The sequence below is a fragment of the Amycolatopsis sp. NPDC033938 genome, assembly GCF_055575975.1.
The window spans coordinates 375,200-396,982 of record NZ_JBVIRO010000004.1; the positions used below are offsets into that span (position 1 = coordinate 375,200).

The 21,783-nt window shown below is 68.2% G+C and carries 20 protein-coding genes; 7 read left to right on the plus strand and 13 right to left on the minus strand.

Features of this window, described 5'->3' with window-relative positions; translation table 11 throughout:
• Nucleotides 1–46: 46 nt before the first annotated feature.
• On the plus strand, nucleotides 47–1,666 hold the full coding sequence (locus ACZ5ZX_RS14615; RefSeq protein WP_465502476.1) for an FAD-binding oxidoreductase: 1,620 nt from the start codon (nucleotides 47–49) through the stop codon (nucleotides 1,664–1,666).
• On the opposite strand, the gene ACZ5ZX_RS14620 is transcribed toward ACZ5ZX_RS14615, so the two are convergent.
• The 4 genes from ACZ5ZX_RS14620 to ACZ5ZX_RS14635 form a co-directional block, all read right to left on the minus strand.
• Complete coding sequence (locus tag ACZ5ZX_RS14620) at nucleotides 1,644–2,291, minus strand: gamma-glutamylcyclotransferase (protein ID WP_465502477.1); 648 nt, start codon at nucleotides 2,289–2,291, stop codon at nucleotides 1,644–1,646. The genes ACZ5ZX_RS14615 and ACZ5ZX_RS14620 overlap by 23 nt on opposite strands.
• Nucleotides 2,285–3,379, minus strand: coding sequence for an S-(hydroxymethyl)mycothiol dehydrogenase (locus tag ACZ5ZX_RS14625; RefSeq protein WP_465502729.1), 1,095 nt, complete (start codon nucleotides 3,377–3,379; stop codon nucleotides 2,285–2,287). Before ACZ5ZX_RS14625 ends, ACZ5ZX_RS14620 begins: the two co-directional genes overlap by 7 nt.
• Before the next feature lie 80 nt (nucleotides 3,380–3,459).
• Nucleotides 3,460–4,725: a peptidase C39 family protein gene (locus tag ACZ5ZX_RS14630; RefSeq protein WP_465502478.1), complete on the minus strand. Its 1,266-nt coding sequence runs from the start codon at nucleotides 4,723–4,725 to the stop codon at nucleotides 3,460–3,462.
• A 128-nt stretch (nucleotides 4,726–4,853) separates the two neighbouring features.
• Nucleotides 4,854–6,575, minus strand: coding sequence for a TIGR03767 family metallophosphoesterase (locus ACZ5ZX_RS14635; protein WP_465502479.1), 1,722 nt, complete (start codon nucleotides 6,573–6,575; stop codon nucleotides 4,854–4,856).
• Between the two features lie 177 nt (nucleotides 6,576–6,752).
• Between ACZ5ZX_RS14635 and ACZ5ZX_RS14640 the strand changes: the two genes are divergently transcribed.
• Nucleotides 6,753–7,187, plus strand: coding sequence for a hypothetical protein (locus ACZ5ZX_RS14640; protein WP_465502480.1), 435 nt, complete (start codon nucleotides 6,753–6,755; stop codon nucleotides 7,185–7,187).
• Here ACZ5ZX_RS14640 and ACZ5ZX_RS14645 read toward each other — a convergent pair.
• Nucleotides 7,184–7,783: a TetR/AcrR family transcriptional regulator C-terminal domain-containing protein gene (locus ACZ5ZX_RS14645; protein WP_465502481.1), complete on the minus strand. Its 600-nt coding sequence runs from the start codon at nucleotides 7,781–7,783 to the stop codon at nucleotides 7,184–7,186. The genes ACZ5ZX_RS14640 and ACZ5ZX_RS14645 overlap by 4 nt on opposite strands.
• A 59-nt stretch (nucleotides 7,784–7,842) precedes the next feature.
• On the opposite strand from ACZ5ZX_RS14645, the gene ACZ5ZX_RS14650 reads away from it, so the two are divergent.
• Entirely contained in the window at nucleotides 7,843–8,298 is a 456-nt protein-coding gene (locus tag ACZ5ZX_RS14650) for a hypothetical protein (protein ID WP_465502482.1), read from the plus strand.
• Here ACZ5ZX_RS14650 and ACZ5ZX_RS14655 read toward each other — a convergent pair.
• Together ACZ5ZX_RS14655 and ACZ5ZX_RS14660 are read right to left on the minus strand one after the other, a co-directional pair.
• The gene (locus ACZ5ZX_RS14655) at nucleotides 8,267–9,529 is read right to left on the minus strand and encodes an ABC transporter substrate-binding protein (RefSeq protein ID WP_465502483.1); all 1,263 of its coding nucleotides are present in this window, start codon (nucleotides 9,527–9,529) and stop codon (nucleotides 8,267–8,269) included. The two genes, ACZ5ZX_RS14650 and ACZ5ZX_RS14655, sit on opposite strands and share 32 nt — an antisense overlap.
• A gap of 98 nt (nucleotides 9,530–9,627) precedes the next feature.
• Entirely contained in the window at nucleotides 9,628–11,265 is a 1,638-nt protein-coding gene (locus ACZ5ZX_RS14660; RefSeq protein ID WP_465502484.1) for a long-chain fatty acid--CoA ligase, read from the minus strand.
• Nucleotides 11,266–11,716: 451 nt separating this feature from the next.
• Between ACZ5ZX_RS14660 and mihF the strand changes: the two genes are divergently transcribed.
• Both mihF and ACZ5ZX_RS14670 read left to right on the plus strand, forming a co-directional pair.
• Nucleotides 11,717–12,028 (plus strand): integration host factor, actinobacterial type, encoded by a 312-nt coding sequence (gene mihF, locus ACZ5ZX_RS14665; RefSeq protein WP_005155963.1) that lies wholly within the window; start codon nucleotides 11,717–11,719, stop codon nucleotides 12,026–12,028.
• A 96-nt stretch (nucleotides 12,029–12,124) separates the two neighbouring features.
• On the plus strand, nucleotides 12,125–13,273 hold the full coding sequence (locus ACZ5ZX_RS14670; RefSeq protein ID WP_465502485.1) for an isochorismate synthase: 1,149 nt from the start codon (nucleotides 12,125–12,127) through the stop codon (nucleotides 13,271–13,273).
• Between the two features lie 12 nt (nucleotides 13,274–13,285).
• Here the strand turns inward: ACZ5ZX_RS14670 and ACZ5ZX_RS14675 are convergent, their stop codons facing one another.
• Nucleotides 13,286–13,975: a 4'-phosphopantetheinyl transferase family protein gene (locus tag ACZ5ZX_RS14675; protein WP_465502486.1), complete on the minus strand. Its 690-nt coding sequence runs from the start codon at nucleotides 13,973–13,975 to the stop codon at nucleotides 13,286–13,288.
• On the minus strand, nucleotides 13,972–15,312 hold the full coding sequence (locus tag ACZ5ZX_RS14680; protein WP_465502487.1) for a cation:dicarboxylate symporter family transporter: 1,341 nt from the start codon (nucleotides 15,310–15,312) through the stop codon (nucleotides 13,972–13,974). Before ACZ5ZX_RS14680 ends, ACZ5ZX_RS14675 begins: the two co-directional genes overlap by 4 nt.
• A 126-nt stretch (nucleotides 15,313–15,438) precedes the next feature.
• Here ACZ5ZX_RS14680 and ACZ5ZX_RS14685 point away from each other — a divergent pair, with 126 nt between their 5' ends.
• Nucleotides 15,439–16,608, plus strand: coding sequence for an acyl-CoA dehydrogenase family protein (locus tag ACZ5ZX_RS14685; RefSeq protein WP_465502488.1), 1,170 nt, complete (start codon nucleotides 15,439–15,441; stop codon nucleotides 16,606–16,608).
• Between the two features lie 211 nt (nucleotides 16,609–16,819).
• Here the strand turns inward: ACZ5ZX_RS14685 and ACZ5ZX_RS14690 are convergent, their stop codons facing one another.
• From ACZ5ZX_RS14690 to ACZ5ZX_RS14705, 4 genes are read right to left on the minus strand one after another with little or no spacing between them, the layout of a single operon-like run.
• Nucleotides 16,820–17,161: a hypothetical protein gene (locus ACZ5ZX_RS14690; RefSeq protein WP_465502489.1), complete on the minus strand. Its 342-nt coding sequence runs from the start codon at nucleotides 17,159–17,161 to the stop codon at nucleotides 16,820–16,822.
• Between the two features lie 58 nt (nucleotides 17,162–17,219).
• Entirely contained in the window at nucleotides 17,220–17,861 is a 642-nt protein-coding gene (locus ACZ5ZX_RS14695) for a TetR/AcrR family transcriptional regulator (RefSeq protein WP_465502490.1), read from the minus strand.
• On the minus strand, nucleotides 17,852–19,402 hold the full coding sequence (locus ACZ5ZX_RS14700) for an AMP-binding protein (RefSeq protein ID WP_465502491.1): 1,551 nt from the start codon (nucleotides 19,400–19,402) through the stop codon (nucleotides 17,852–17,854). Before ACZ5ZX_RS14700 ends, ACZ5ZX_RS14695 begins: the two co-directional genes overlap by 10 nt.
• Nucleotides 19,399–20,142, minus strand: a complete 744-nt coding sequence (locus tag ACZ5ZX_RS14705; protein ID WP_465502492.1) for an enoyl-CoA hydratase/isomerase family protein — start codon at nucleotides 20,140–20,142, stop codon at nucleotides 19,399–19,401. The genes ACZ5ZX_RS14700 and ACZ5ZX_RS14705 overlap by 4 nt, the downstream gene beginning before the upstream one ends.
• Nucleotides 20,143–20,190: 48 nt before the next feature.
• Between ACZ5ZX_RS14705 and ACZ5ZX_RS14710 the strand changes: the two genes are divergently transcribed.
• A complete protein-coding gene (locus ACZ5ZX_RS14710) occupies nucleotides 20,191–21,780 on the plus strand; it encodes an amidohydrolase (protein ID WP_465502493.1) in 1,590 nt (529 codons plus the stop codon).
• Nucleotides 21,781–21,783 lie beyond the last annotated feature (3 nt).

Below are 21,783 nucleotides of genomic sequence, written 5' to 3' on the forward strand. Positions count from 1 at the left end.
TTCCGCAGGTGAGTGACGTTTTACGTCCATATGTAACACTGTAGTCGTGACGGAGCCTATTGACCACCTGTTAAGACGAGCGTGGACGCCCGAGGCCGGTGACGCGGCCCACCTTCCGGCGAAGGCGCTCAGGTGGCTCGTCCAGCGTATCGGCCCGCTGGGCCCGGCGGCGCCGTTCGCGGGGATTTCAGCCCTGTCCGTGCCGGATTCGGCGCTGGGCGAACAACCGAAACAGGACCTCGAGGCGGTCGTCGGCGCCGAGCACGTGCTGCTGGCGCCCGGGGAACGGCTCGCGCGGGCGAGTGGCTTGTCCTATCTGGACCTGGTGCGGCGCCGGGGGTTCGGTGACTTTCCGGTGCCGGACGCCGTCGTCCTGCCGGGAGATCCCGGCGAAGTCCAGTCGGTACTGGAAATCTGCGCACGGCACGACGTCGGTGTCGTCCCGTTCGGCGGCGGGACGTCGGTGGTCGGCGGGGTTTCGGCGTTGCGCGGGGACAAGAGCGCGGTGCTCGCGCTCGACCTCACCCGGCTCGACGAGCTGGTCTCGCTCGACCCGGTGTCGCGGATCGCGGTCCTGCAGGCGGGGGTGACCGGCCCGGCGGCCGATCGGCTGCTCGCCGCGCACGGGTTCACTCTCGGGCACGTGCCCCAGTCCTACGAACGCGCCACCATCGGCGGATTCGCCGCGACCCGGTCCGCCGGGCAGGCTTCGTCGGGTTACGGCCGGTTCGAGGACATGGTCGCGGGTGTCCGGCTCGCCACCCCGCGTGGCGAATGGAAACTCGGTGTCGCGCCGGCGTCGGCGGCCGGACCCGACCTGCGGCAGCTCGCTGTCGGCAGTGAAGGCACGCTCGGCGTGATCACCGAGGTGGCCCTCCGCGTCCGCCCGGTGCCGGAAGTACGCCGCTATGAGGGTTATGTCCTCGACGGCTGGGAGAACGGCACCGCCGCGGTGCGTGAACTCGCCCAGCGGCACGCGCTCGCGGACGTCACCCGGCTGTCCGACGCGGACGAAAGCGAGGTCTCGCTGGCGCTCAACGGCGGCTGGAAGACCAAGGCGCTGCGCCGGTATCTCCGTGCGCGCGGGGTTTCGAATCCGTGCCTGCTGATCGTCGGCTGGGAAGGCGCGTCGAAACGCGAGGTCGCGCGGCGGCGTCAGGACACCACCCGGGTGCTGGAGCCGTTCGGCGCCGTCCGCATCGGAGCGGCGCTCGGCGAATCCTGGCGGCGTGGCCGGTTCTCCGGTCCACGGCAGCGGGATGCCTTGCTGGACAACGGCGTCTGCGTGGAAACCCTGGAGACGGCCGCGTACTGGGCCGAACTGAGCGACCTGCGCGACGCCGTGCGTGCCGCGCTCACCGCCACGCTCGGCAGGGCGATCATCATGTGCCACGTCTCCCACGCCTACGAAACGGGCGCGTCGCTGTATTTCACCGTGCTCACCGCACGGGACGAGGACGACCCGATCCGGCAGTGGCGGCGCGCCAAGGCCGCGGCGTCGGAGGCGATCACCGGGATCGGCACCATCTCGCACCACCACGCCGTCGGCGTAGACCACGCGCCCTACCTGGCGGCGGAAATCGGGGAGATCGGGGTCGAGGTGTTGCGAGCGGCGAAGAAGGCCGTCGACCCCTCCGGGATCCTCAATCCCGGGAAGCTTCTCTGACCAGCGTCCCGGCGTCGACCAGCGTGCAGTCCAGGCCGTGTGTCTCGGCGGGGATGCCCTGCAGTGCCGCGGCCCGGCGTTGTTCGAGGTCGGCGACGCGGATGTGCCTGCCGTCCACGAGGATCGGCAGCCGGATGTCCGCGGCGCCGACATAGGCCACCACGTCGTCGAGCACGGTGCCGTCGTCGAGGGTGATGGCGGGCGCGGTCAGCCGCACCAGGTTGTAGCGCCGGCCGTTGCCTTCGCATCGGTGGAGGACGGCGAGCTGATCGGGTGTCGCGAACCAGACGGAGTGCTCCTCGACGACACCCGGTGCCGCGGCGAGGGTGGCGGGCCGCTGCCCGTCGCGGAACCGCAGGCCGGACGCCCAGACCGCGGCGAGGTCGCTGCAGCGCGCGTGGCAGACGACGACAGGACCGGTCAGGCCCATGTTCTCCCGCAGCCAGGTGATCTTGGCCGGACACGCGTTCGAGCCGTAGGCGAGCACGGCCTGACGTTCGCGCCAGCCCTCCGGCGCGGTGTCGAGGCTGTGCCCCGCGCCGTCGAAGTGGACGAACGAATGCCCTGGCCGCGCTCCCGGGTACGGGTCGGCGGGGAAATCGGCGTCGGTGAAGAGTTTCACCACGTCACCACGCTACGGAGGACGTCACCGTGGTGCATGCGTTCGAAGGCCTTCTCGACGCCGTCGAGCGGGATCCGTTCGGTGACGAACTTGTCGAGTGGAAGCCTGCCCTGGAGGTAGAGGTCGATCAGCATCGGGAAATCGCGTGAGGGCAGGCAATCGCCGTACCACGACGATTTGAGCGAGCCGCCGCGGGAGAAGAAGTCGATCAGCGGCAGCTCCAGGCGCATGTCCGGGGTCGGGACGCCGACGAGCACGACGGTGCCCGCCAGATCGCGGCCGTAGAAGGCCTGCCGCCAGGTTTCCGGCCTGCCGACCGCGTCGATCACGACGTCCGCGCCGAAGCCGTCGGTGAACCCCTGGAGCGCTTCGACGACCTGGTCTTCGTCGAGCCCCTTGCTGTTCAGCGTGTGCGTGGCACCGAACTCCTTGGCCCAGGCCAGTTTCCGGTCGTCGGTGTCGACGGCGACGATGGTCTTCGCCCCGGCAAGGTTCGCTCCGGCGATGGCGGCGTCACCGACACCGCCGCAGCCGATGACCGCGACGGAATCGCCGCGGCCCACCGCGCCGGTGTTCAGCGCCGCGCCGAGACCGGCCATCACCCCGCAGCCGAGCAGTCCGGCGACGGCGGGTTCGGCGGCGGGGTCGACCTTCGTGCATTGTCCACTGTGGACAAGCGTTTTTTCGAGAAAGGCGCCGACGCCGAGCGCGGGTGACAGGGCGGTGCCGTCGGCCAGCGTCATCGGCCGGTCGGCGTTGAACGTCGAGAAGCAGTACCAGGGCCTGCCCCGGCGGCAGGCCCGGCAGGTGCCGCAGACCGCGCGCCAGTTCAGGATCACGTAGTCGCCGGGTTCGAGGTCCGTGACGCCCTCGCCGACGGCCTCCACGAAGCCGGCCGCCTCGTGGCCGAGCAGGAAGGGGAATTCGTCGTTGATCCCGCCCTCGCGATAGTGCAGGTCGGTATGGCAGACACCGCACGCCTTGACCGAGACGACGGCCTCGCCGGGCCCGGGATCGGGCACGATCACGGATTCCAGCGAGACCGGTGCGCCCTTGGCGCGGGAAACGACGCCTTGGACCTCGTACGGCATGCCCACCTCCGGGTAGTCGACTCCGAAGCTTGCCACGGAACGACCCCGGATCGCGACATCCGCATGGGTGGGGAATTGATTCAGTGCGGAGTGATGATGTAGACGATCCCGCCAGGACCGCCGGAGACGCCGCCATTCGTGTTGTACCGCTTGGTGCGCTGCCAGATCGTCTCGAACTGGTGTCGCTTGTAGACATGCCGGACCCGGTCGTTGCTGCTCGCGGCCGGATCGTTCGCGATCACGTCACCGTCCTTCGTGAAGCCGACGACGACCATGATGTGCCCGGCGGTGCCGTAGCCCGCGCCGTCGAGTTCCTCGGCCTTGAACGACTGTGAGGTGATCACCGGAATGCCGCGCGCGATGTAGTTTTCGAGTTCGTTCAAGGAGTGCAAACGGGTGATGTGGCCGCGCAGACCGAGCGAAGCGGCATACGCGGTGTTGAACGGCCAGTTGCCGGTTCCGTCGTATGCGTAGTCGAAGGTGTAGCGGGCGGCGTACGCGACGGTCGGATCGACGTAACCCTCCGGGATCCACGCCATGTCCTCGCGCTTGGGCCGTTTGCCCCAGTACTCGGCGACCATTTCGGTGGACGTCGGGCTGCACCAGTTCTCCCCGCCGCCGCCGTATTCGGGGAAGTGTCCTTTGTGGAGGTTCTGGGCGTATGCGGGCACCTTGAGCTCGATCCCGGTGGCGCGGCCCGGTTTCGTCGCCTTGACCTCGAACCGGTCCGGGACCAGGGACGTCATCGCCCCGATCGAGGTCACCGACGGCGTGGCGCGCGACCCGGCCTCGCGGTACAGGCTGATCCGCAGCTGGTACGACCGGAGCGCGACGCCGGCCTTCATGACCAGCGTGTCCACGTCGACGGCCGCGTTGGCGTCGCTCTGGCCGTCGACGCTGGTGCGTTTGATGTCGGTGTCGCCGCTCGCCCAGTGGCCCATGACGTACCAGGTGGTCTCGGTACCCGTGGCGGTACGGCCCTTCGCCTCGATCTTGAGCCAGGTCTTGGCCGGTGTCTTCGCGTTCCACGAGGCGACCAGCTGCGAAGCGTCGAAGCCCTGCGTATGACTCCTCGACGTCCATTGGCCGTACTCGTAGGTCTTCGTGGTGCCCAGCACGGGTTCGGTGTGCTCGATGGTGCCGATCGGGCGGCCGATACGCAGTGCGCCGTGTTCGAGGTCGAGCCCTTCCAGCCTGCCGTCACGGAATCCGTGGTGACCGGACCATTCGTGGTAGTCGATCGACTCGTCGTCGTCCGGGCGACCCGGGCTCGCGTCCGCCGTCTGCGCCGTCACCACGGTCATCGTCGCTATCGTCAGCAGTGTGAGCAGCCCTCGCACGCGCATCCCGGCTCCATCCCTCGTGTCCACCCAGTAGGCAAGGGATTTTCGCCGGTCACGCGAAGTATGTAAACACTCGTCCACCGGACGTCGGCATTTCGTCCTCTGAATGCAGGGGCCGGCGAGCGGTCGGATCAGGCGAGGGGGTTCGGCAACAGGAGTTCCGTGTTCTGGTCTTGGGCGGTGCCGACGGCGCCCAGTGAAGCGTGGATGTCGTTGTACGAGAACTCCCGGTACAGCGACGCAAGCGCTTGCGTGGAGGTGTCGGAGTACTCCACCGCGTAGGGCGCTTCGGCCTCGATCAGGGTGGTGAACAGCGACAACGTGCCGTCGGCGTTGTCGGCGACCTCGATGATCCGCGCGTGTTGCGGGAAGTCGATATGCGACGCCGTGTTGATCTCCCAGAAGCCCTGCTTCGCCGTCTTGCCGGGGTGCGGGGTGATCTTGTTGCGATGCGTGTGCCCGTTGACCCACGCCAGCACGTTCGGGAACCGGTGCAACAGCGAGACGAACGTGTCGCCGTTGAGCCGTGGCTCCAGCGGATGCCGCGCGTCCGGCAGCACGTTGCCCATCGTGTCGCTGGTGTGGTGGCTGAACAGGATGAACAGCTCGTCCGTCACGTTCTGCGTGACCTTGCGCCCGAAGAAGTCGTAGTACGTCGAACTGTTGCGCCTGAGCGTGTTCTCCACCCAGGTGAACTGCCCGAGCCCGATCGAGCCGTCGGCCAGTCCGGCCATTGTCGTGGTGTCGAGGCTGATCCCGATGACACCCGGCGCGATGCGGAAGGTGTAGTACACGTTCCGGCCGTCGGCGTTGTCGTCGCTGAACCCGTGGCCCACCGGACCCGGCCCGGTGTTGGCGGCGTCGAGGTGGTGCCGCACGAATTCCGCGGTGCTGAACGGCCGCCGCCGCTCGTCCGGGGTGATCTCGCGGATCGTGCCCGAACCGCCGAACAGCTCCGTGATCGGGACACCGGAGCCGGAGTTGATCGCGTTGGCGAGTTTTCGCGACGTCGTCTCGTCTTTGCCGATCACCTTGAAGCGGCCGGTGTACCAGGCGGCCATCCCCGGCAGATCCGGCAGCGAGCCGACGATGCTGTCGTCGTGGTTGCCGAAGGTGCAGAACCACGGGACGTCGAGACCGGGTGAGGTGAAGGTGTTCGACGCCGCGCCGAGCAGGCCGGGCAGCTGCGGAAAACCCTTCTTCGTGTACTCGTCGTCCAGTGCCTTGCCGGGATTCCAGTAGTGCGAAGACCCGGACGTCTGGACGCCTTCGTGCCGGTTCGGGTCACCCGAGGTCGGATTCACCGTGCCGCCGTTGAGCACCTTGAGGAACCACTCGAGTTCGATCAGTTCGTGGTTGTCGGTGTTGTCGCCGGTGGTCACCATGAAGTCGATCGGCCTGCCGGTGAACGGGCCCGCCTTCAGGCTGTTCACCCGTTCGACGAGCGCCGTCGTCGCGACCGGGCCGAGCGTCTCCTGTGGCCGGTGCGCCGAACCGATGAACGGGTGCAGGTACTCGAACCGTGCCGGGCTCTCGGCGTCGGTGAAGTGCAGGTCGGTGAACTGGGCGAACGTGGCCACCGCGCGGCGGCGGTCGTCGCGGCCGGACTTCGGGGCGGCGAGCTCGCCCCGGACCACGAGCGGCCAGCCGGGACCCGCGGTCAGCCGGGTGTAGCCGGGGCCGCTTTTCAGTGGTGCGGCGGCGGATTCGAGCGTGGTACCCGCGGTGCGCACCGCGCGGCCGGTGGTGAGCGCCAGTGCCCGGTCGAGGGCGTTGGCGGTCGGCGTGCACAGCAGGAGGCCGACGCCGGCGGCGCCCGCCGCGGTGAAGGTGCGCCTGGAGATGTCGGACATGGCGGTGCCCCCAGTCGTCGCGGGTGGATGTCGTGGAAGGACGATGCCGGAAGACGTTAGCCGTGGGGTGAACGCCAGAAAAGGGTAATGCGAAAATTTGTCACGTTCGGCCGAATACCAAAGCATTCCCCGCCGCGCTCGTTACGCTGGTCGCTTGGCGAGTGAGGAGGTGGCCCGGTGGGAGCTTCGGCCTGGTCGGTCCGTGGCCGGTTCGACGGCGATCCGGAAGCGGCGCTGGACGCGATGAAGGCGCGCGTCTTCGAAGAGGGCGATTACCGCTGGGAAGACGACGAGCTCGGCCGCCCGGATTCGCTCGAGGAGCTGTACGAGGTCGAGAGCGTCCAGGAATCCGGGACTCATTCCGTGCTCGACGTCCACGAGTTCATCAGCGCCACGGGTGAGGACGACTTCGGCACGATCCGGCCCTTGACCGACGCCGAACTCCTCATCGCCTTCGGTACCGAGGAGCCGTCCGTGGCCACCTTCGACGAACTCGACAAGGCGGGACGGCTGCCCTACGAACGCCGTCCGCGCTGGAGCGCGAACTGTGCGCTGCTCTACGAGGACGACGTCGCCGTCGAACTCGCGATTTGGGGCTGTTCGGGGGATTAGAGCCGGGCTTCCAGTCCGTCGAGGATCACCTCGACGCCGAGCTCGAACAGGTCCTCGCTGCTCTGCTTCGCGAAAGCCGGACCGAGCCTGCGCACGTGGGGGTAGGCCGCTAGTCGTTCGAGGAAGCCTTCGTCCGGCCGCCGTGCGGGGAGGGTTTCCACCGAGGCGAGCACGTGTGCCGTGAGCAGTCGCGAAATACCCGCCGTGTCCTCTTCGGAGAAGCCGGCCTCCAGCAGGATCCGCGCGGTGGTTTCGATATGGCCCAGCCGATGCGGCCCGGTCGGCGGCCGTTCCCGCAGCAGCGTTGCCGCGTCGCGGTGGCTGAGCAGCAGGGAGCGGAACTGGCGGAGTCCGCTCGCGAGCTGTTCGCGCCATGGCAGGGCCTGGTCGATCTCGAAGGCGTCGGCACAGATGGCTTCGGCGACGAGGTCCAGCAGTTCCGCCTTGTCCTTCACGTGCCAGTACAGCGTCGGTGAGCTGACGCCGAGTTTCGCGGCGAGCCTCCGGGTGCTCAAGTCCGCGAGACCGGTCTCGTTCAGCAGCTCGACGGCGGCTTCGGTGATCTTGTGCTTCTCCAGCGAGCCTTTACGTGCCACCCCGCCGACTCTATCAGTGATAGATTTGTCTCTATCACTGATAGAGATCGGGGGAAGTGATGCTCTGGACACCGAAGACCCGCCTGGTCACCGTGCTCTTGTCGGTCGTGTTCGTACTCGGGACGGCGCTGCAGAATTTCGTCATCATCGATTTGGACCTGATCGAGCGGAGCATGCGGCTCAAGGGCGCGCCGACCGAGGACGCACCGGCCTATCTGAGCGCGTTGCGGCTGGTGGGGAACATCTTCATCGCCGGCAACGCGCTCGGTCTGTTCGTCTGGTTCCGTTGGCGATGGCTGTTCTGGCCGGTGCTCGCGATCAACGTCGGCCAGGCTTGCGGCGTGTTCGTCGTGCCGTTCGAGGTGCACCGGGCGGCGATCGAAGAGTACGGCTGGCCGGGTGTCCTGCCGTCCGTGGTCACCGACGGCGGAGCGGTGGTCCTGTCGATCGTGCTGATCGTCGCCTACGTCCGTTCGCGGTGGTTCACGCGGACAGGCGACCCAGTTCGGCTTTGACGGCTTCGATCGCCGTCTTCGTCTCGGCGGCCGGATCGGCGCCGTCGCGGGCGATCCGGCCCACCGCGTCGACGAGCGCGGTGTTCGCCGCCGGTGTCCACAGTGGACCGGCGGCGCGGCCGTTCTCCTTGACCAGCCGGGCGGCGTCGTTCGCCGGGGCGAGCTTGTCGAGGACGCTCAGCCGTGCGGGCAGGTGGAAGCCGAACTTCGTGGCGAACTCCTGCTGGAAGTCGGTCCTTTCCAGCCACAGCCACTTGACGAAGTCCTTGGCGGCGTTGGGGTTCAGGCTCTTCGAGTGCACCATCGCGCTCATCCCGCCGACCGGGACCGAAGCCGCGCCCGCCGCGTCGAGCCGGGGAAAGGGCAGAACGCCGACGTCGTCCTTCATGGTGTCTTGGATCTTCGGCAGGTTCGCCAGCCAGGTCCACTGCATCGCGGCGAGGCCGTCGATGAACGGGATCGGATCCGCCCAGTCCACCGGGGCGCCCAGCAGCAGCGAACCGTTGAGGTCACGCAGTTTCCCGAACACGGTCGCGGCGCGCGGATCGTCGAAGCCGACGGACTTGCCGTCCTTGACGTAGTCGAGACCCGCGGCCCACAGCAACGGTCCGGCGAGTGCCGCCGCGCCCGCGTCGTTGCCGGCGAACAGGCCCTTGACGCCGTCCTTGGACAGTTTCCGCGCCGCGTCGACGAGTTCGTCGAGTGTCTGCGGCGGCTTTACCCCGGCCTCCTGCAGGAAACTCTTGCGGTAGAAGAGAACCTGGGTGTCTAGCGCCTGCGGGATCCCGTACGTCTTGCCGTCCACAGTCTGGGCCGCGAGCACCGAAGGATTGAAGTCGCCGCGCACGGGCGCGAGGATGTCGTCAAGCGGGACCAGAAGATTCTGCCGGACGCGGTCGAGGGTGACCTGGCCTTCGAAGATGTCCGGAACCGGACCGGCCTGCAGCGCCGCGGCGAGTTTCGTTTCGTAGTCGTCGGGATTCCACTGCACCGCGACCTTGGACTTCTGGTACGCGGCCGCGTACCGCGTGACGGCTTCCTGCACCCCGGGTTCGGGATAGGGGTGGTACCACTGCGAAAGGTCGACAGGCTTCGGCTTCGGCCGGGTCGCGGCGGCGGAGTAGGCCGTGGAGGGCGGTGGTTTTCCCGATTGGACGGTGTTGGACCCGCAGGCGGAGAGCGCGGTCGCTCCCGCCAGCGCAAGGAACGCGCGCCTGCTTGTCTTACGCACCAATGAAACCCTTCGCCAAAGCCGTGAAGCGCATCTTGGGGGACAGCGTCCCTCAAGATGCGCTTCACGGAAGGGCAGGCGCGCGGGAGATTAACCCGTTAGAGCTGACTGATGTCGAGCTTTCCCTCGGAGTGGAAGGCCCGCAGCCGCTTCTTGTCGAACTTGCCGACGCTGGTCTTGGGGACTTCGTCCACAAAGGTCCAGTTCTCCGGCAGCTGCCACTTCGCGACCTTGTCGGCCAGGAAGGCGCGCAGTTCCTCGGCCGTGACGCTCTGGCCCTCCTTGACCACGACGGCGACCAGCGGGCGCTCGTCCCACTTCTCGTCGGGGATGCCGACGACGGCGGCTTCGGCGACCGCCGGATGCGCCATCACCTGGTTCTCCAGGTCCACCGACGAGATCCACTCGCCGCCGGATTTGATGACGTCCTTAGCGCGGTCGGTCAGCGTGAGGTAGCCGTCCGGGCTGATCTTGCCGACGTCGCCGGTGCGCAGCCAGCCGTCGTGGAACTTCTCCGGGTCGGGCTCCTCGTCGCTCGTGCCGCTGTAGTACGACGCCGCGATCCACGGGCCCTGTACTTCGAGTTCGCCGACGCTTTCGTTGTTCCACGGCAGTTCCTCGCCGTTGTCGCCGATCAGCCTGGCGCTGACCGACGCCGGGAACCGGCCCTGCGTGTAGCGGTACTCCCAGGCCTTCTCGCCGGTCGCGGCCGCCGGGGGACGCGCGACGCTGCCCAGCGGCGACGTCTCGGTCATGCCCCAGGCGTGCAGGATCGGCACGTTGTAGCGGTCTTCGAACGCGTGCATCAGCGACGGCGGCGCGGCCGAACCGCCGACCACGACCTCGCGCAGGTGCGAGATGTCCTGGGGGTTCGCGTCGAGGTGGGAGAGCAGGCCCTGCCAGATGGTGGGGACGGCGCCGGCGAAGGTCGGCTTCTCCGCGTCGAGCATCTGCGCGATGGGGGCGGGCTGGAGGAACCTGTCCGGCATGAGCAGCGAAGCGCCGACCATCAGCGCCGCGTACGGCATGCCCCACGCCATCGCGTGGAACATCGGGACGATGGCGAGGGCCTTGTCGTGCTGGGCCAGCCGCATGCTGTCGGACATGGTGACCTGCATCGAATGCAGCCAGATCGACCGGTGGGAGTACGCGACGCCCTTCGGGTCACCCGTGGTGCCCGAGGTGTAACACATCGCGGCGGCCGACCGTTCGTCCACCTCGGGCCAGTCGAAGGTGTCGGGCTGGCCGGCCAGCAGTTCGCTGTAGGAGTGCACCTGGACGCCTTCGGGCGCCGGGAGGGTGGAGGGGTCGCCGTTGGCCACGATGACGTGACGCACCGTCTTCAGTTCCGGGAGCTGCTTGGCCAGCAGCGGGACCAGCGTGCCGTCGACGATGACGACCTGGTCCTCCGCGTGGTTGGCGACGAAGACCAGCTGCTCGGGGAACAGCCGGATGTTCAGCGTGTGCAGCACCGCGCCCATGGCGGGGATGGCCAGGTAGGCGGCCATGTGCTCGGCGTTGTTCCACATGAAGGTGCCGACCCGCTGGTCACCGGTGATACCCAGGCTCCGGAGGGCGTTGGCGAGCCGCGCGGCGTGCTTGCCGAGCTCACCGTAGGTCTCGCGACGGGCTTCTGAACCGGTCCAGGTGATCACCTCGCTCTCGGAGTGCACCGTCGTGCCGTGGCGGAGCAGCCTGGCCAACGACAGCTGTCCGTCCTGCATCGTGCTCAACATCGTGTACTCCCGCGCTGCTCGTTCTCCGGTGAACTGGGGTTGCGCCGACTCTAATCCGGGTGGGGTGAACTGGTCAGTAACGTCGCAGGCAACCGTTCGGTCACAGTGTCGCGCTAACGGGTGGCCGCCGGTTCGGGTCAAGATCGTCAATAATTCGTCTTTTTCTTACCGTCAAACGAAAAATGGCTAACAGTGTGAAGTGGCGGTATCGCTCATAAGGGTGATGAACGCCATCGAATCGCCGCCCGAAAGGCGTGTTTCCGCAGGCTGGGGCGGGTTGCCCAGGGCGTGGTCGAGGGGTAATAAGTGCGTGTCGGTTTCACGGCCACGGAACAGGTGGCGTTTACTGGGGCCGTGGTACAGAGACGGCTGGCCAGCGCTTGCGGCTGCAAGCACGGGTAAATGGCCGTCGGCCGCGAAAGCGGAGACCTGAGATGAAAGGACTACTACGTTGGCTCTGCCCACGTTGACTCCGGAGCAGCGCGCCGATGCCCTCGCCAAGGCGGCTGAGGCTCGCAAGGCGCGCTCCGAGCTGCTTGCGTCGATCAAGTCCGGCAAGGAGAGCATCGACAAGGTGCTCAAGCAGGCCAAGGAGAACAAGACCATCGGCAAGACGAAGGTCACGCAGCTGCTGAAGGCCGTGCCCGGCCTGGGCGCGGTCAAGGTCGCCGCCCTGCTGGAGCAGGCCGGAATCGACCCGGACCGGCGCGCCGCCGGCCTGGGCGAGCGGCAGCGTGAGGCCCTCCTCGAGGCGCTGAAGTAACGCACGCGGGCTGTCCGAGGGAAGGTGTTGCCCGAGAGGCTGTTGCCCGGGCAACACTTTCCCCTGGTCTCAGCCGGAGCCTGGGAGGCTGGTGGGGTGACGACCAGTACCGCACCGGCGACCCCGGCAGACCTGGCCGCCCGCTACGAGCGGGGCGACTTCCTCCTGGCCACCGCGCGGCACGCGCTCCTCGCGAGCGGGGCCGCGGCCACCGCGACCGAAACCGATCCGGCGCGGCTGTCCCGGGCATTGCCCGGGCTGTTCGCCGAGTCGGGTGCCCCGATCGCGGTCGGTGTGCTGCCCTTCGACACCAGCGAGGGCACGTCCACGCCGGGGCATCTGGTCCTGCCGCGCGCGGTCCATCGCGCGTCGTCCGGCCAAGCCGCCGTACCGCCGCGAACTGCGCTTCCGCAGCCGGTGAAGGTCACTCCGGTGCCTGAACCGGAGGCACATCTGGCCGCCGTCCGCGCGGCCGTCTCGGCGCTGCGCGAACGCGACCTGCGCAAGGTCGTGCTGGCCCGTGCGCTCGACCTCGATTTCGCCGGAGCCGTTCCGGTCACCGACGTCGTCCGGAACCTCGCGAACGGCAACCCCCGGCACACCACGTACGCCGTGCAGCTGCCCGGCGGGCGCACGCTCGTCGGCGCCACCCCTGAACTCCTGGTGTCCCGCACCGGCGGCTCCGTCCTGTCGCGGCCGCATGCCGGGTCGATGCCCCGGTCGGCGGACCCGGCGATCGACAAGGCCAATGGTGAGGCGCTTCTGGCGTCCGAAAAGGACCACCTCGAACACGCCGTGGTGGTGGAATCCGTCGTCGAGATCCTGCGGCCGTTCTGCCGCACGCTCGACGTCCGTGGCCCCGAACTGGTCTCGACGCCGGCGATCTGGCATCTCTCGACGACCGTCACCGGTGAGCTGCTCGACCAGGACGTCACCGCGCTGAATCTCGCCGCCGCCCTGCACCCGACGCCCGCCGTCTGCGGCACCCCGACCGACGCGGCCCGCTCGCTGGTGGGGGAGCTCGAACCGTTCGATCGCGCGTACTACGCGGGCGCCGTCGGCTGGGTCGACGCGGCCGGAGACGGCGAATGGGCCGTCGGGATCCGGTGCGCGGAGATCGCCGACACCTCCATGCGGCTGTACGCCGGTGGCGGCATCGTGCCCGCTTCCGACCCCCAGACCGAGCTGGACGAGACGTCGGCGAAGTTCCGCACCCTGCTGGCCGCGATGGGCCTGGAGATCTAGCTCCCCCCGCGTTCAGAGGACGAAACGCGTCTCGCTCACCGAGATTTCGTCGGAAGTGAGGAGTGCGACGGCGGCCCGGTAGCCCTCGGCCGCCTTCAGGTCCACGAGCCGCGTCCGCGCCGGGTCGAGGGCCGGGTCACCCGAAGAGACCAGCCGCGCCTCCTCGTCGTGCCCGGAGAACGTGATGCTCTGCAGCGGGATCTTCAGGCCCTTCCCGGTGGCCTTCATGACGGCTTCCTTGCGCGTCCAGTAGGTGAAGAACGCCGTCGTCCGCTGTTCGGGGAGCAGACCGGACACCGCCGCCCGCTCGGCCGGACTCAGCGCGTACTCGATGAGCGAATCGTCGGCCCGCCTCGTGGCGGTCTCGACGTCGAGGCCGACCGGGGTGCCCGCGGTGGCCGCGACGCCTATGAGGTCGCCGGAATGCGAGATCGACAGCATCAGCGGCGCGCCGGGCACCCTGGGGCGGCCGTGCGGTTTGCCGCAGTCGTCGCAGGTCGCGTCGAAGCTCACGTCCTCGACGGCCAGACCGAGCCGCTCGGCGGTGATGGTCTTCGCCAGCACACGGCCGGTCAGGAACCGGCGTTTGTCGATGTCCTGGCGATAGGTGTCGTACCGGCCCTGCTCGAGCTTGTCGAGCAGGGCCAGGAACCGGGGCTCAGCGGACAGGGGCTCCGACCAGCGGACCGCACATTCGATCACACCTCCTTCTTACCCGATTCCGCATCGGCTTCACTCGAATTCTCATCGAGCAGCGTCGCTTCGTCGAACGGCGACTCGCCGTTCAGGGTCCGGTCCAGCTGGTCGCGGTCGATCTCCTTGGTCCAGGTGCCGATGAGCACGGTCGCGACGGCGTTGCCCGCGAAGTTCGTCAGCGCGCGGGCCTCGGACATGAACCGGTCGATGCCGACGATGAACCCGACCCCGTCGACCAGTTCCGGCCGGTGCGAGGACAGCCCGCCCGCCAGCGTCGCGAGCCCGGCGCCGGTGACCCCGGCCGCGCCCTTCGACGCGATGATCATGAACACCAGCAGGGAGATCTGCTCGCCGATGGTCAGCGGTTTGTCGAGCGCGTCGGCGATGAAGATGGACGCCATCGTGAGGTAGATCGCGGTGCCGTCGAGGTTGAACGAGTACCCGGTCGGCACGGTGATCCCGACGACTGGTTTGGAGACGCCGGCGTGCTCCATCTTCGCGATCAGCCGCGGCAGCGCCGATTCCGACGACGACGTCGAGAGGATCAGCAGGAACTCACGGCCGAGATATTTCAGCAGCTTGAAGATGTTGACCCTGGCCAGCAGGCCGATGATCAGCCCGAGCACCACGAACACGAACAGCGCGCAGGTGATGTAGAAGCCGAGCATGATCACCGCGAGGCTCTGCAGTGCCTTCCAGCCGGTCTCGCCGACGACGGCGGCGATCGCGCCGAACGCGCCGATCGGGGCCGCCCACATGATCATCGCGAGGATCCGGAACACGAGCCGCTGGATGTGCTCGATGCCGCGGCGGATCGGCTCGCCCTTCGTGCCCAGTTTCTGCAGCGCGAACCCGGCGAGCAGCGCGACCAGGAGCGTCTGCAGCACCTCGCCCTCGGTGAACGCCGAAACCAGCGTCTTCGGGATGATGCCGAGCAGGAAGTCGACCGTGCCCTCGCTCTTGGCGATCTGGTCCTGGCCCTTTTCGGCGATCTCCGGGGTCAGGTGCAGTCCGGCGCCGGGCTGCAGCAGATTGCCGACGACCAGGCCGATGACCAGCGCGACCGTCGACATCACCAGGAAGTAGCCGATCGCGAGCCCGCCGACGCGGCCGACCTTCGCGGCCTTCGCCACCGAGCCGACGCCGAGCGCGATCGTGCAGAAGATGATCGGCGAGATCATCATCTTGATGAGGTTCACGAAGCCGGTGCCGAGCGGCTTCAGTTCCTTGCCGACCTGCGGGAACAGGATGCCGACCGCGATGCCGAGGAGTACGGCGGCGATCACGGCCAAATAGAGGTAATGCGTCCGGTCCCGCTTCGTCGCGGGTTCCTTCGTGCTCATGGGTGCCCTTCGACGAGGTGAGAACAGGTTGCGAAAACTTATGACAGGTTCTCGGTGTTCGACAACCGAAGCGGTACCCTTGGCCTAAGCAAGCGCTTAGTAATGTCGAGGAGGAGCGGGCCGACCATGGATTTCTCTCTCAGCGTCGAGGAACGCGAAGTGCGCGACTGGGTCCGCACGTTCGTCCAGCGTGAGCTGATGCCGCGTGAGCAGGAGGTGCTCCGCCGCGAACGCGCCGGTGAGCCAGGGCTCACCTCCGACGAACTGCGCGAGCTGCAGCTGAAGGCCAAGGAGTCCGGGTTCTGGGGCGTGCAGACGCCCGAGGAGTACGGCGGCATGGGCCTGTCCGCGGTGATGACGGCGTTACTGGAGGCCGAACTCGGCCGCACGTTCGTCCCGTTCCGCTTCGGCGGCACGGCGGACAACATCCTGTACTACGCCAACGACGAGCAGAAGGAGCGCTACCTGCTCCCGACGATCTCGGGCGAGCGCAAATCCTGTTTCGCGATCACCGAACCCGGCGCGGGCTCGGACGCCAAGGCCATCCGGACCTCCGCCCGCAAGGACGGCACCGACTGGGTCATCAACGGCGAGAAGACCTTCATCACCGGCGGTAACGAGGCCGACTTCGTGATGGTCTTCGCGATCACCGACCCGGAGAAGGGCGCGAACGGCGGCGTCACCTGCTTCCTCGTCGACCGCGACGCGGGCTGGAAGTCCGAGTACATCGACACCATGGGCGAATGGGGTCCGGCGTCGCTGGTCTTCGAGGACGTCCGCGTGCCCGAGACGCAGATCCTCGGCGAACTCGGCCACGGTTTCGACCTGGCCATGCAGTGGATCGGCGCCGGCCGCTACCTGCTGCCCGCCCGCGCGATCGGTTCGTGCGAGCGGCTGATCTCGATGGCCATCGAGCACGCCAACACCCGGGAGACGTTCGGGCAGAAGATCGCCGAGCGCCAGGCGATCCAGTGGATGATCGCGGACTCCGGCGTCGAGCTGGAGGCGCTGCGCTGGCTGGTGCTGCACGCTGCCTGGCAGGTCGACCAGAAGCTGGATTCCCGGCACGCGCAGTCGATGGCGAAGCTCTACGGCGGGGTGAAGGCGAACGAGATCGTCGACCGCGTCCTGCAGATCCACGGCGGGATGGGCTACACGCGGGAACTGCCGGTCGAGCGGTGGTATCGCGAACTGCGGCTGCTGCGGATCTACGAGGGCACCGACGAGATCCAGCGCCGGACCATCGCCCGCAACCTGCTGAAGGGGCACGTCAAGGTCGGCGGAACCCTGGGCTGAGACGTGGGTACAGGTGGTCGTGAGTGGCGATTCGGGTTAGAACACGAATCGCCACTCACGACCAACCCGGCCCACTCCCCAGCGCCACCCCTGCTGCGCGAAGGCTCCCTTCACGGCCGGCCGCTGCCGGGCTCACCTGCCCGGATGCTATGAAAGGTCCTTTCCTTGCAAAATTTGCAAGGAAAGGACCTTTCATAGCGTCGGTCTCTCTCTAGCTCTCGTCCTCGTCGTCGTCCTTCTGGTTCCGCATCGCGATCGGGACCCCGGCCAGGTCCTCTTCGTTGCAGAGAAGTTTCACGTCGTAATACGGCGAACCCTTGCGGTCGTCATAGTCGAGATGGACGGCCAGTACATCGACCGGTTCCCCGAGCCACTCCTGAGCCTGGCGTAGCCATGTCGCGCACCGTTCGAGCGCCGTGGGCAGGTCGTCGTCGCGGAAGCCCACCGGGCGGTAGGGGACGTCCTGCACCTGATCACGGGGGTTCGAAGGCACCGGCAACGCCGGCGAGAGACCCGAGTCGTCCAGTTCGAGTTGGATCGTTTGCTCAGTCACCCTTCGAGCGTCCCCCAGACAAGCCGTCTGAGCAAGGCGTACGGACCTAAAGTCGCCGCTAAACGGGCACTCGCCACACTCCTGAGACCACTTCACGGCAGTTTTGCAGGTGGGCGGGCCCCAGCGGTTCAGCGCAGCCGAGCGCCCGAAGCGCCAGTTCGGCGTAGTGCGAGGCCAGCTGGTCCAGGGTGAGCGGCCCGTGCGGCGAGTACCAGCGCGCGACCCCGCTGCACATCTCCACCAGCGCGAGCCGGGTGACCGAAGGCTGACCGGTGTGGAAGACACCTGCCGCGACACCGTCTTCGATGGCGTCCGCCCACAGCCGTTCGTAGGCGTCGCGCAGCGCAACCACCTCGGCCCTGGCCGCGGGGGTGAGCGCGTGGACCTCGTTGTCCACCACGCGGGTGTCATCCGGCTGGATGGCGTGCGCGAGGACGTGCAGCGCCACCAGGGATCCGAGCCGCGACACGGGATCGGCCAGTCCGGCGGTCGCCTGCTCCGCCGCGTCGAGCAGCCGCCGCAGCGACTCGTTCATGATGGCCACCAGCAGATCCTCTTTGGTGCCCATGTAGTGGTAGAGGCTGGCGGACGACAGCTCCGCCTCCTGGGCGAGGTCCCGGATGCCGGTGCCGTGGAAACCCTTGGTGGCGAACAGTTTCACCGCCGCCTGGCGGACCCTTTCGCGAGTGCTCACAGCCATGAGCCGGTGGTCCTGTCCCACGACCCGGCACGCGGGTCGGCCACCTTCTTCAGCTCGCCCTTGGCGACCCGTTCCGACGGGGTCATCGGCAGCTCCTCCCGCACCGCCCAGAACCGGGGAACCTTGAAGTAGGCCAGTTTCGCCGAGCAGAACTCCGCCAGTTCGGCCGGTTCGCACTCGTGTCCCTCGTTTTCGTCGAGGACGATGTACGCCTTGACCTCCTCGCCGCGGATCTCGTCCGGTACCGCGACGACGGCGGCGAGCTTGACCGCCGGATGCAGCTGCAGGGCCCGTTCGACCTCGTCGGCGGAGATGTTCTCGCCGCTGCGCCGGATCATGTCCTTGGTGCGGCCCACGTAGTAGACGCGGCCCTGGTCGTCCATTGTGGCCAGATCGCCGGTGTGGAACCAGCCGCCTTCGAACGCGCGTGCGGTGGCTTCCGGGTCGTCGTGGTAGCCGTGCATCAGGCCGACCCCTCGGATCAGGAGTTCGCCGGTTTCGCCGCGTGGCAGGGGTTTGCCGTCCGCGTCGGCGATCATCACCTCGCGGGTGGGCGCGGGCCTGCCGAGGCAGCCGGTGCCGATCGTCTCCTCGTGATCGGGCGGGTACATCCGGATGTCACCGCCGGTTTCGGTCATGCCGAAGGCCTCGTACCACGGCGTGTTCCAGCGGGCTTCGAGCGCGGCGTGCAGGTCGCGCGGGATGGCCGACGCGCAGATCGCGCGGACCTGGTGCGCGGTGTCCAGTTCGCTTTCCGGCTGCCGCAGCAGGAGTGTGGGCATCAGGCCGAGGCAGTAGAACCAGGTGACGCCGTGTTCGCGGACCTTCTCCCAGAACGTGGACGGGTGGAAGCGGTCGAGCACCACCAGCGTCGCGCCGCCCGCGAGCCCCAGCGCGACGTTCCACTGTGGATCGATGTAGTGGAACGGTTGCGCGGTCAGGATGACGTCGTCCGCGCCGACCATGGGGAAGTCCGTCGCCAGGCTGATGGACAGGGTCGTCCAGTAGCGGTTCGGCAGGACGCAACCCTTGGGGGCGCCCGTGGTGCCCGAGGTGTACTGGATGTTGACCGGGCGCTCGCCTTCGGACCAGAAGGTCAGCCAGGCGCCGTCCTGGGGCGCCACGAGTTTGCCGGGGGTCAGCACCCGTTCCAGCGAGGTCTCCGGCGCGATCTTGTTCAGCAGCTCCAGGAACTCTTCGGCGGCGACGGCGAACCTGGCGCCGGAATGCCGGAGTACGTGGGCGCCGTCGAACTCGCGGTAGCCGGTGTTGACCGGGACGAGGACGCCGCCGATCTTGGCCAGCGCCAGCCACAGCAACGGGAACTCCGGCTGGTTCCGCAGCATCACGGCGACCCGGTCGCCCGGTTCCACGCCGAGCTCCAGGAGCGCGAGGGCGAACTCCGTGCTGCGCCTGTCGACGTCGGCGAAGGTGAAGCGTTCGCCGGTGGCGTCGAAGATCCACGCCGTCTTGCCGGGCCACAGTGCCGCGGCGCGGGTGGTCAGTCCGAGGAGGGTGTCGATCCCGGCGAGCGAGGTCATGTGCGGCTCCGGAACGCTTCGGCCGAGGCCGCGACCTCGGCGGAGTGCTCGGTGATCAGCGCGTGGCTGACTTCGAGTTCGAGTGCGGCGTCGAGTGAACTGTCGATGCCGGAATCGAGGGCGCGTTTGGCCATGGTGGCCGCGGCGGCCGGATGCGCGGCGATCCGGCTCGCCCAGCCGAGCGCGGTGGCCATCAGTTCGTCGGCGGGCAGGGCGGCGTTGACCAGGCCCAGTTCGTGCGCCTTGGCGCCGCTCACCCGCTCGCCCAGCAGGAGCAGTTCCTTGGCCTTCAGCGGGCCGACCAGCAACGGCAGCAGCCGTGACGCGGCACCCGTGACGCTCAGGCCCAGCGAGACCTCGGGGAAGGCGAACACCGCGTCTTCGGCGGCGAGGATCAGATCGCAGCCCATCGCGAACTCGGCGCCTGCGCCGATCGCGTAGCCGTGGACAGCGGCGATGACGGGCTGGCGGAGCCCGCGAAGGCGGCGTGTCACGTCCTGTAGCCGGTCGAGTCGCGGGCGTGAATCACCCTCGGGGGTGGGCTCTTTGAGATCGTGCCCGGCGCAGAACGCGCGTCCGCGACCGGCCAGCACCACCGCTCGCGCGTCGGACCGGGCGACCGCGTCGAGCGCCTCCAGCAGGTCGTCCACCAGTTCGGCGACCACCGCGTTGAGCCGTTCCGGACGGTTCAACCAAATCACTGCGGTGCCATCGTCGAGTTCGTAGTCCACGGTGCTCATGACGCCGAGCCTAGACGAGGCGATCGATCGATCGATAGGGTCAAAACCATGCGGGTCGACACGGTCTACGAGAACGCCCGGTTCCTCACTGGAACGGAGGAATCCGCGGCGCTTGCCACCCTGAACGGGCGCATTGTCGCCCTCGGCGACGATGCGGCCGCGCTTTCCGCGAAGCGCCGGGTCGATCTCGGTGGCTCCGTGGTGGTGCCCGGTTTCCATGACGCGCACAACCACATGGCCTGGTTCGGGATGGCGCTCGACGACGTCCCGCTTTCGGATTGCCGCAGCGTGGACGAGGTGTACGAGGCCGTCGCGCGGCGCGCGGCCGGGCTGCCGCCGGGCTCGTGGATCATCGGCAGCGGCTACGACCAGAACAAGCTCGAAGGCGGGCATCCGACGAGGTACGGCCTCGATCGCGCCGCCCCGGGATTCTTGGTGCGGCTGAAGCACACGTCGGGGCATATGACCGTGGTCAACTCGGCGGTGCTGGAGCGGCTGGACCTGGGAAACGTGCCGGTTGGCGGCGACGTCGTCCGCGACGAGGACGGTGCGCCGACCGGTCTGCTGCGGGAGCAGGCCCAGCTGTTGTTGCGGCCGCTGACCTATCCGACGCCGGTCGAGCGGGTCGTCCGCGGGCTGGACAGGGCGAGTGAGCGCTACCTGGCCGAGGGGATCACGAGTGTCCAGGAGGCCGGGATCGGCGGGGGCCTCGTGGGGGAGACCCCCGCCGAACTCGCCGCCTACCAGCTCGCCCGCGACCGCGGGGTGCTGCGGGTGCGGAGCACGGTGATGGTCGCGGCGAGTGTGCTGCATGAGCTGGATGCGGGCGCGGGCTTCGGGCTGGACCTGGGGATGCGCACCGGTTTCGGCGACGAATGGCTGCGGATCGGCGCGATGAAGCTGTTCGCCGACGGTTCGCTGATCGGCCGCACCTGCGCGATGCACGAGCCGTTCGCCGGGGAACCGGACAACGTCGGCTACTTCCAGGTGCCCGAGGACGAGATCGCGCGGACGATCGCCGCCGCGCACCGGGCGGGCTGGCAGATCGCGACGCACGCCATCGGCGACCGCGCGATCACCGTCGTGCTCGACGCCTACGAAGCCGCGCTGAAGACTGATCCGCGGCCCGATCACCGGCACCGCATCGAGCACTGCGCGGTGCTGCGGCCCGAGGAGCTGAAGCGGCTGGCCTCGCTCGGGCTGATCGCCTCACCGCAGGGCCGCTTCGTCAACGAGATCGGCGACGGGATGCGGGCCGCGCTCGGCCCCGGCCGCGAGCCGTGGTGCTACCGGCTCAAGAGCCTGCTCGACGCGGGATGTGTGCTCCCCGCCAGCTCGGACCGCCCGGTCGTCGAAGGCGCACCGCTGCTCGCGCTCGCGGACATGGTGCGGCGGAAGACGGCGTCCGGTGTGGTGCTGGGCCCCGATGAGCGGCTCACGCCGGCCGAGGCGTTGCGTGCCTACACCTACGGCTCCGCGTACGCCGCTTTCGCCGAGAAGGACCTGGGCACGCTGGAGCCGGGCAAGCTCGCGGACTTCGCCGTGCTCTCGGCCGACCCGACCGACGAGTCCACTTTGGATTCGATCCACGTCGTCGCCACCGCCGTCGGCGGCGACATCGTCTACGAACGGAGCTGAAAC

Excerpts from the sequence above, each read along its gene's own strand:
- ACZ5ZX_RS14625 (WP_465502729.1), bottom strand. The coding sequence starts at position 3,379 with ATGCCGTACGAGGTCCAAGGCGTCGTTTCCCGCGCCAAGGGCGCACCG.
- ACZ5ZX_RS14630 (WP_465502478.1), bottom strand. The coding sequence starts at position 4,725 with ATGCGCGTGCGAGGGCTGCTCACACTGCTGACGATAGCGACGATGACC.
- ACZ5ZX_RS14635 (WP_465502479.1), bottom strand. The coding sequence starts at position 6,575 with ATGTCCGACATCTCCAGGCGCACCTTCACCGCGGCGGGCGCCGCCGGC.
- ACZ5ZX_RS14650 (WP_465502482.1), top strand. The coding sequence starts at position 7,843 with ATGCTCTGGACACCGAAGACCCGCCTGGTCACCGTGCTCTTGTCGGTC.
- ACZ5ZX_RS14660 (WP_465502484.1), bottom strand. The coding sequence starts at position 11,265 with ATGTTGAGCACGATGCAGGACGGACAGCTGTCGTTGGCCAGGCTGCTC.
- ACZ5ZX_RS14680 (WP_465502487.1), bottom strand. The coding sequence starts at position 15,312 with ATGAGCACGAAGGAACCCGCGACGAAGCGGGACCGGACGCATTACCTC.
- ACZ5ZX_RS14685 (WP_465502488.1), top strand. The coding sequence starts at position 15,439 with ATGGATTTCTCTCTCAGCGTCGAGGAACGCGAAGTGCGCGACTGGGTC.
- ACZ5ZX_RS14695 (WP_465502490.1), bottom strand. The coding sequence starts at position 17,861 with ATGGCTGTGAGCACTCGCGAAAGGGTCCGCCAGGCGGCGGTGAAACTG.
- ACZ5ZX_RS14700 (WP_465502491.1), bottom strand. The coding sequence starts at position 19,402 with ATGACCTCGCTCGCCGGGATCGACACCCTCCTCGGACTGACCACCCGC.
- ACZ5ZX_RS14705 (WP_465502492.1), bottom strand. The coding sequence starts at position 20,142 with ATGAGCACCGTGGACTACGAACTCGACGATGGCACCGCAGTGATTTGG.
- ACZ5ZX_RS14710 (WP_465502493.1), top strand. The coding sequence starts at position 20,191 with ATGCGGGTCGACACGGTCTACGAGAACGCCCGGTTCCTCACTGGAACG.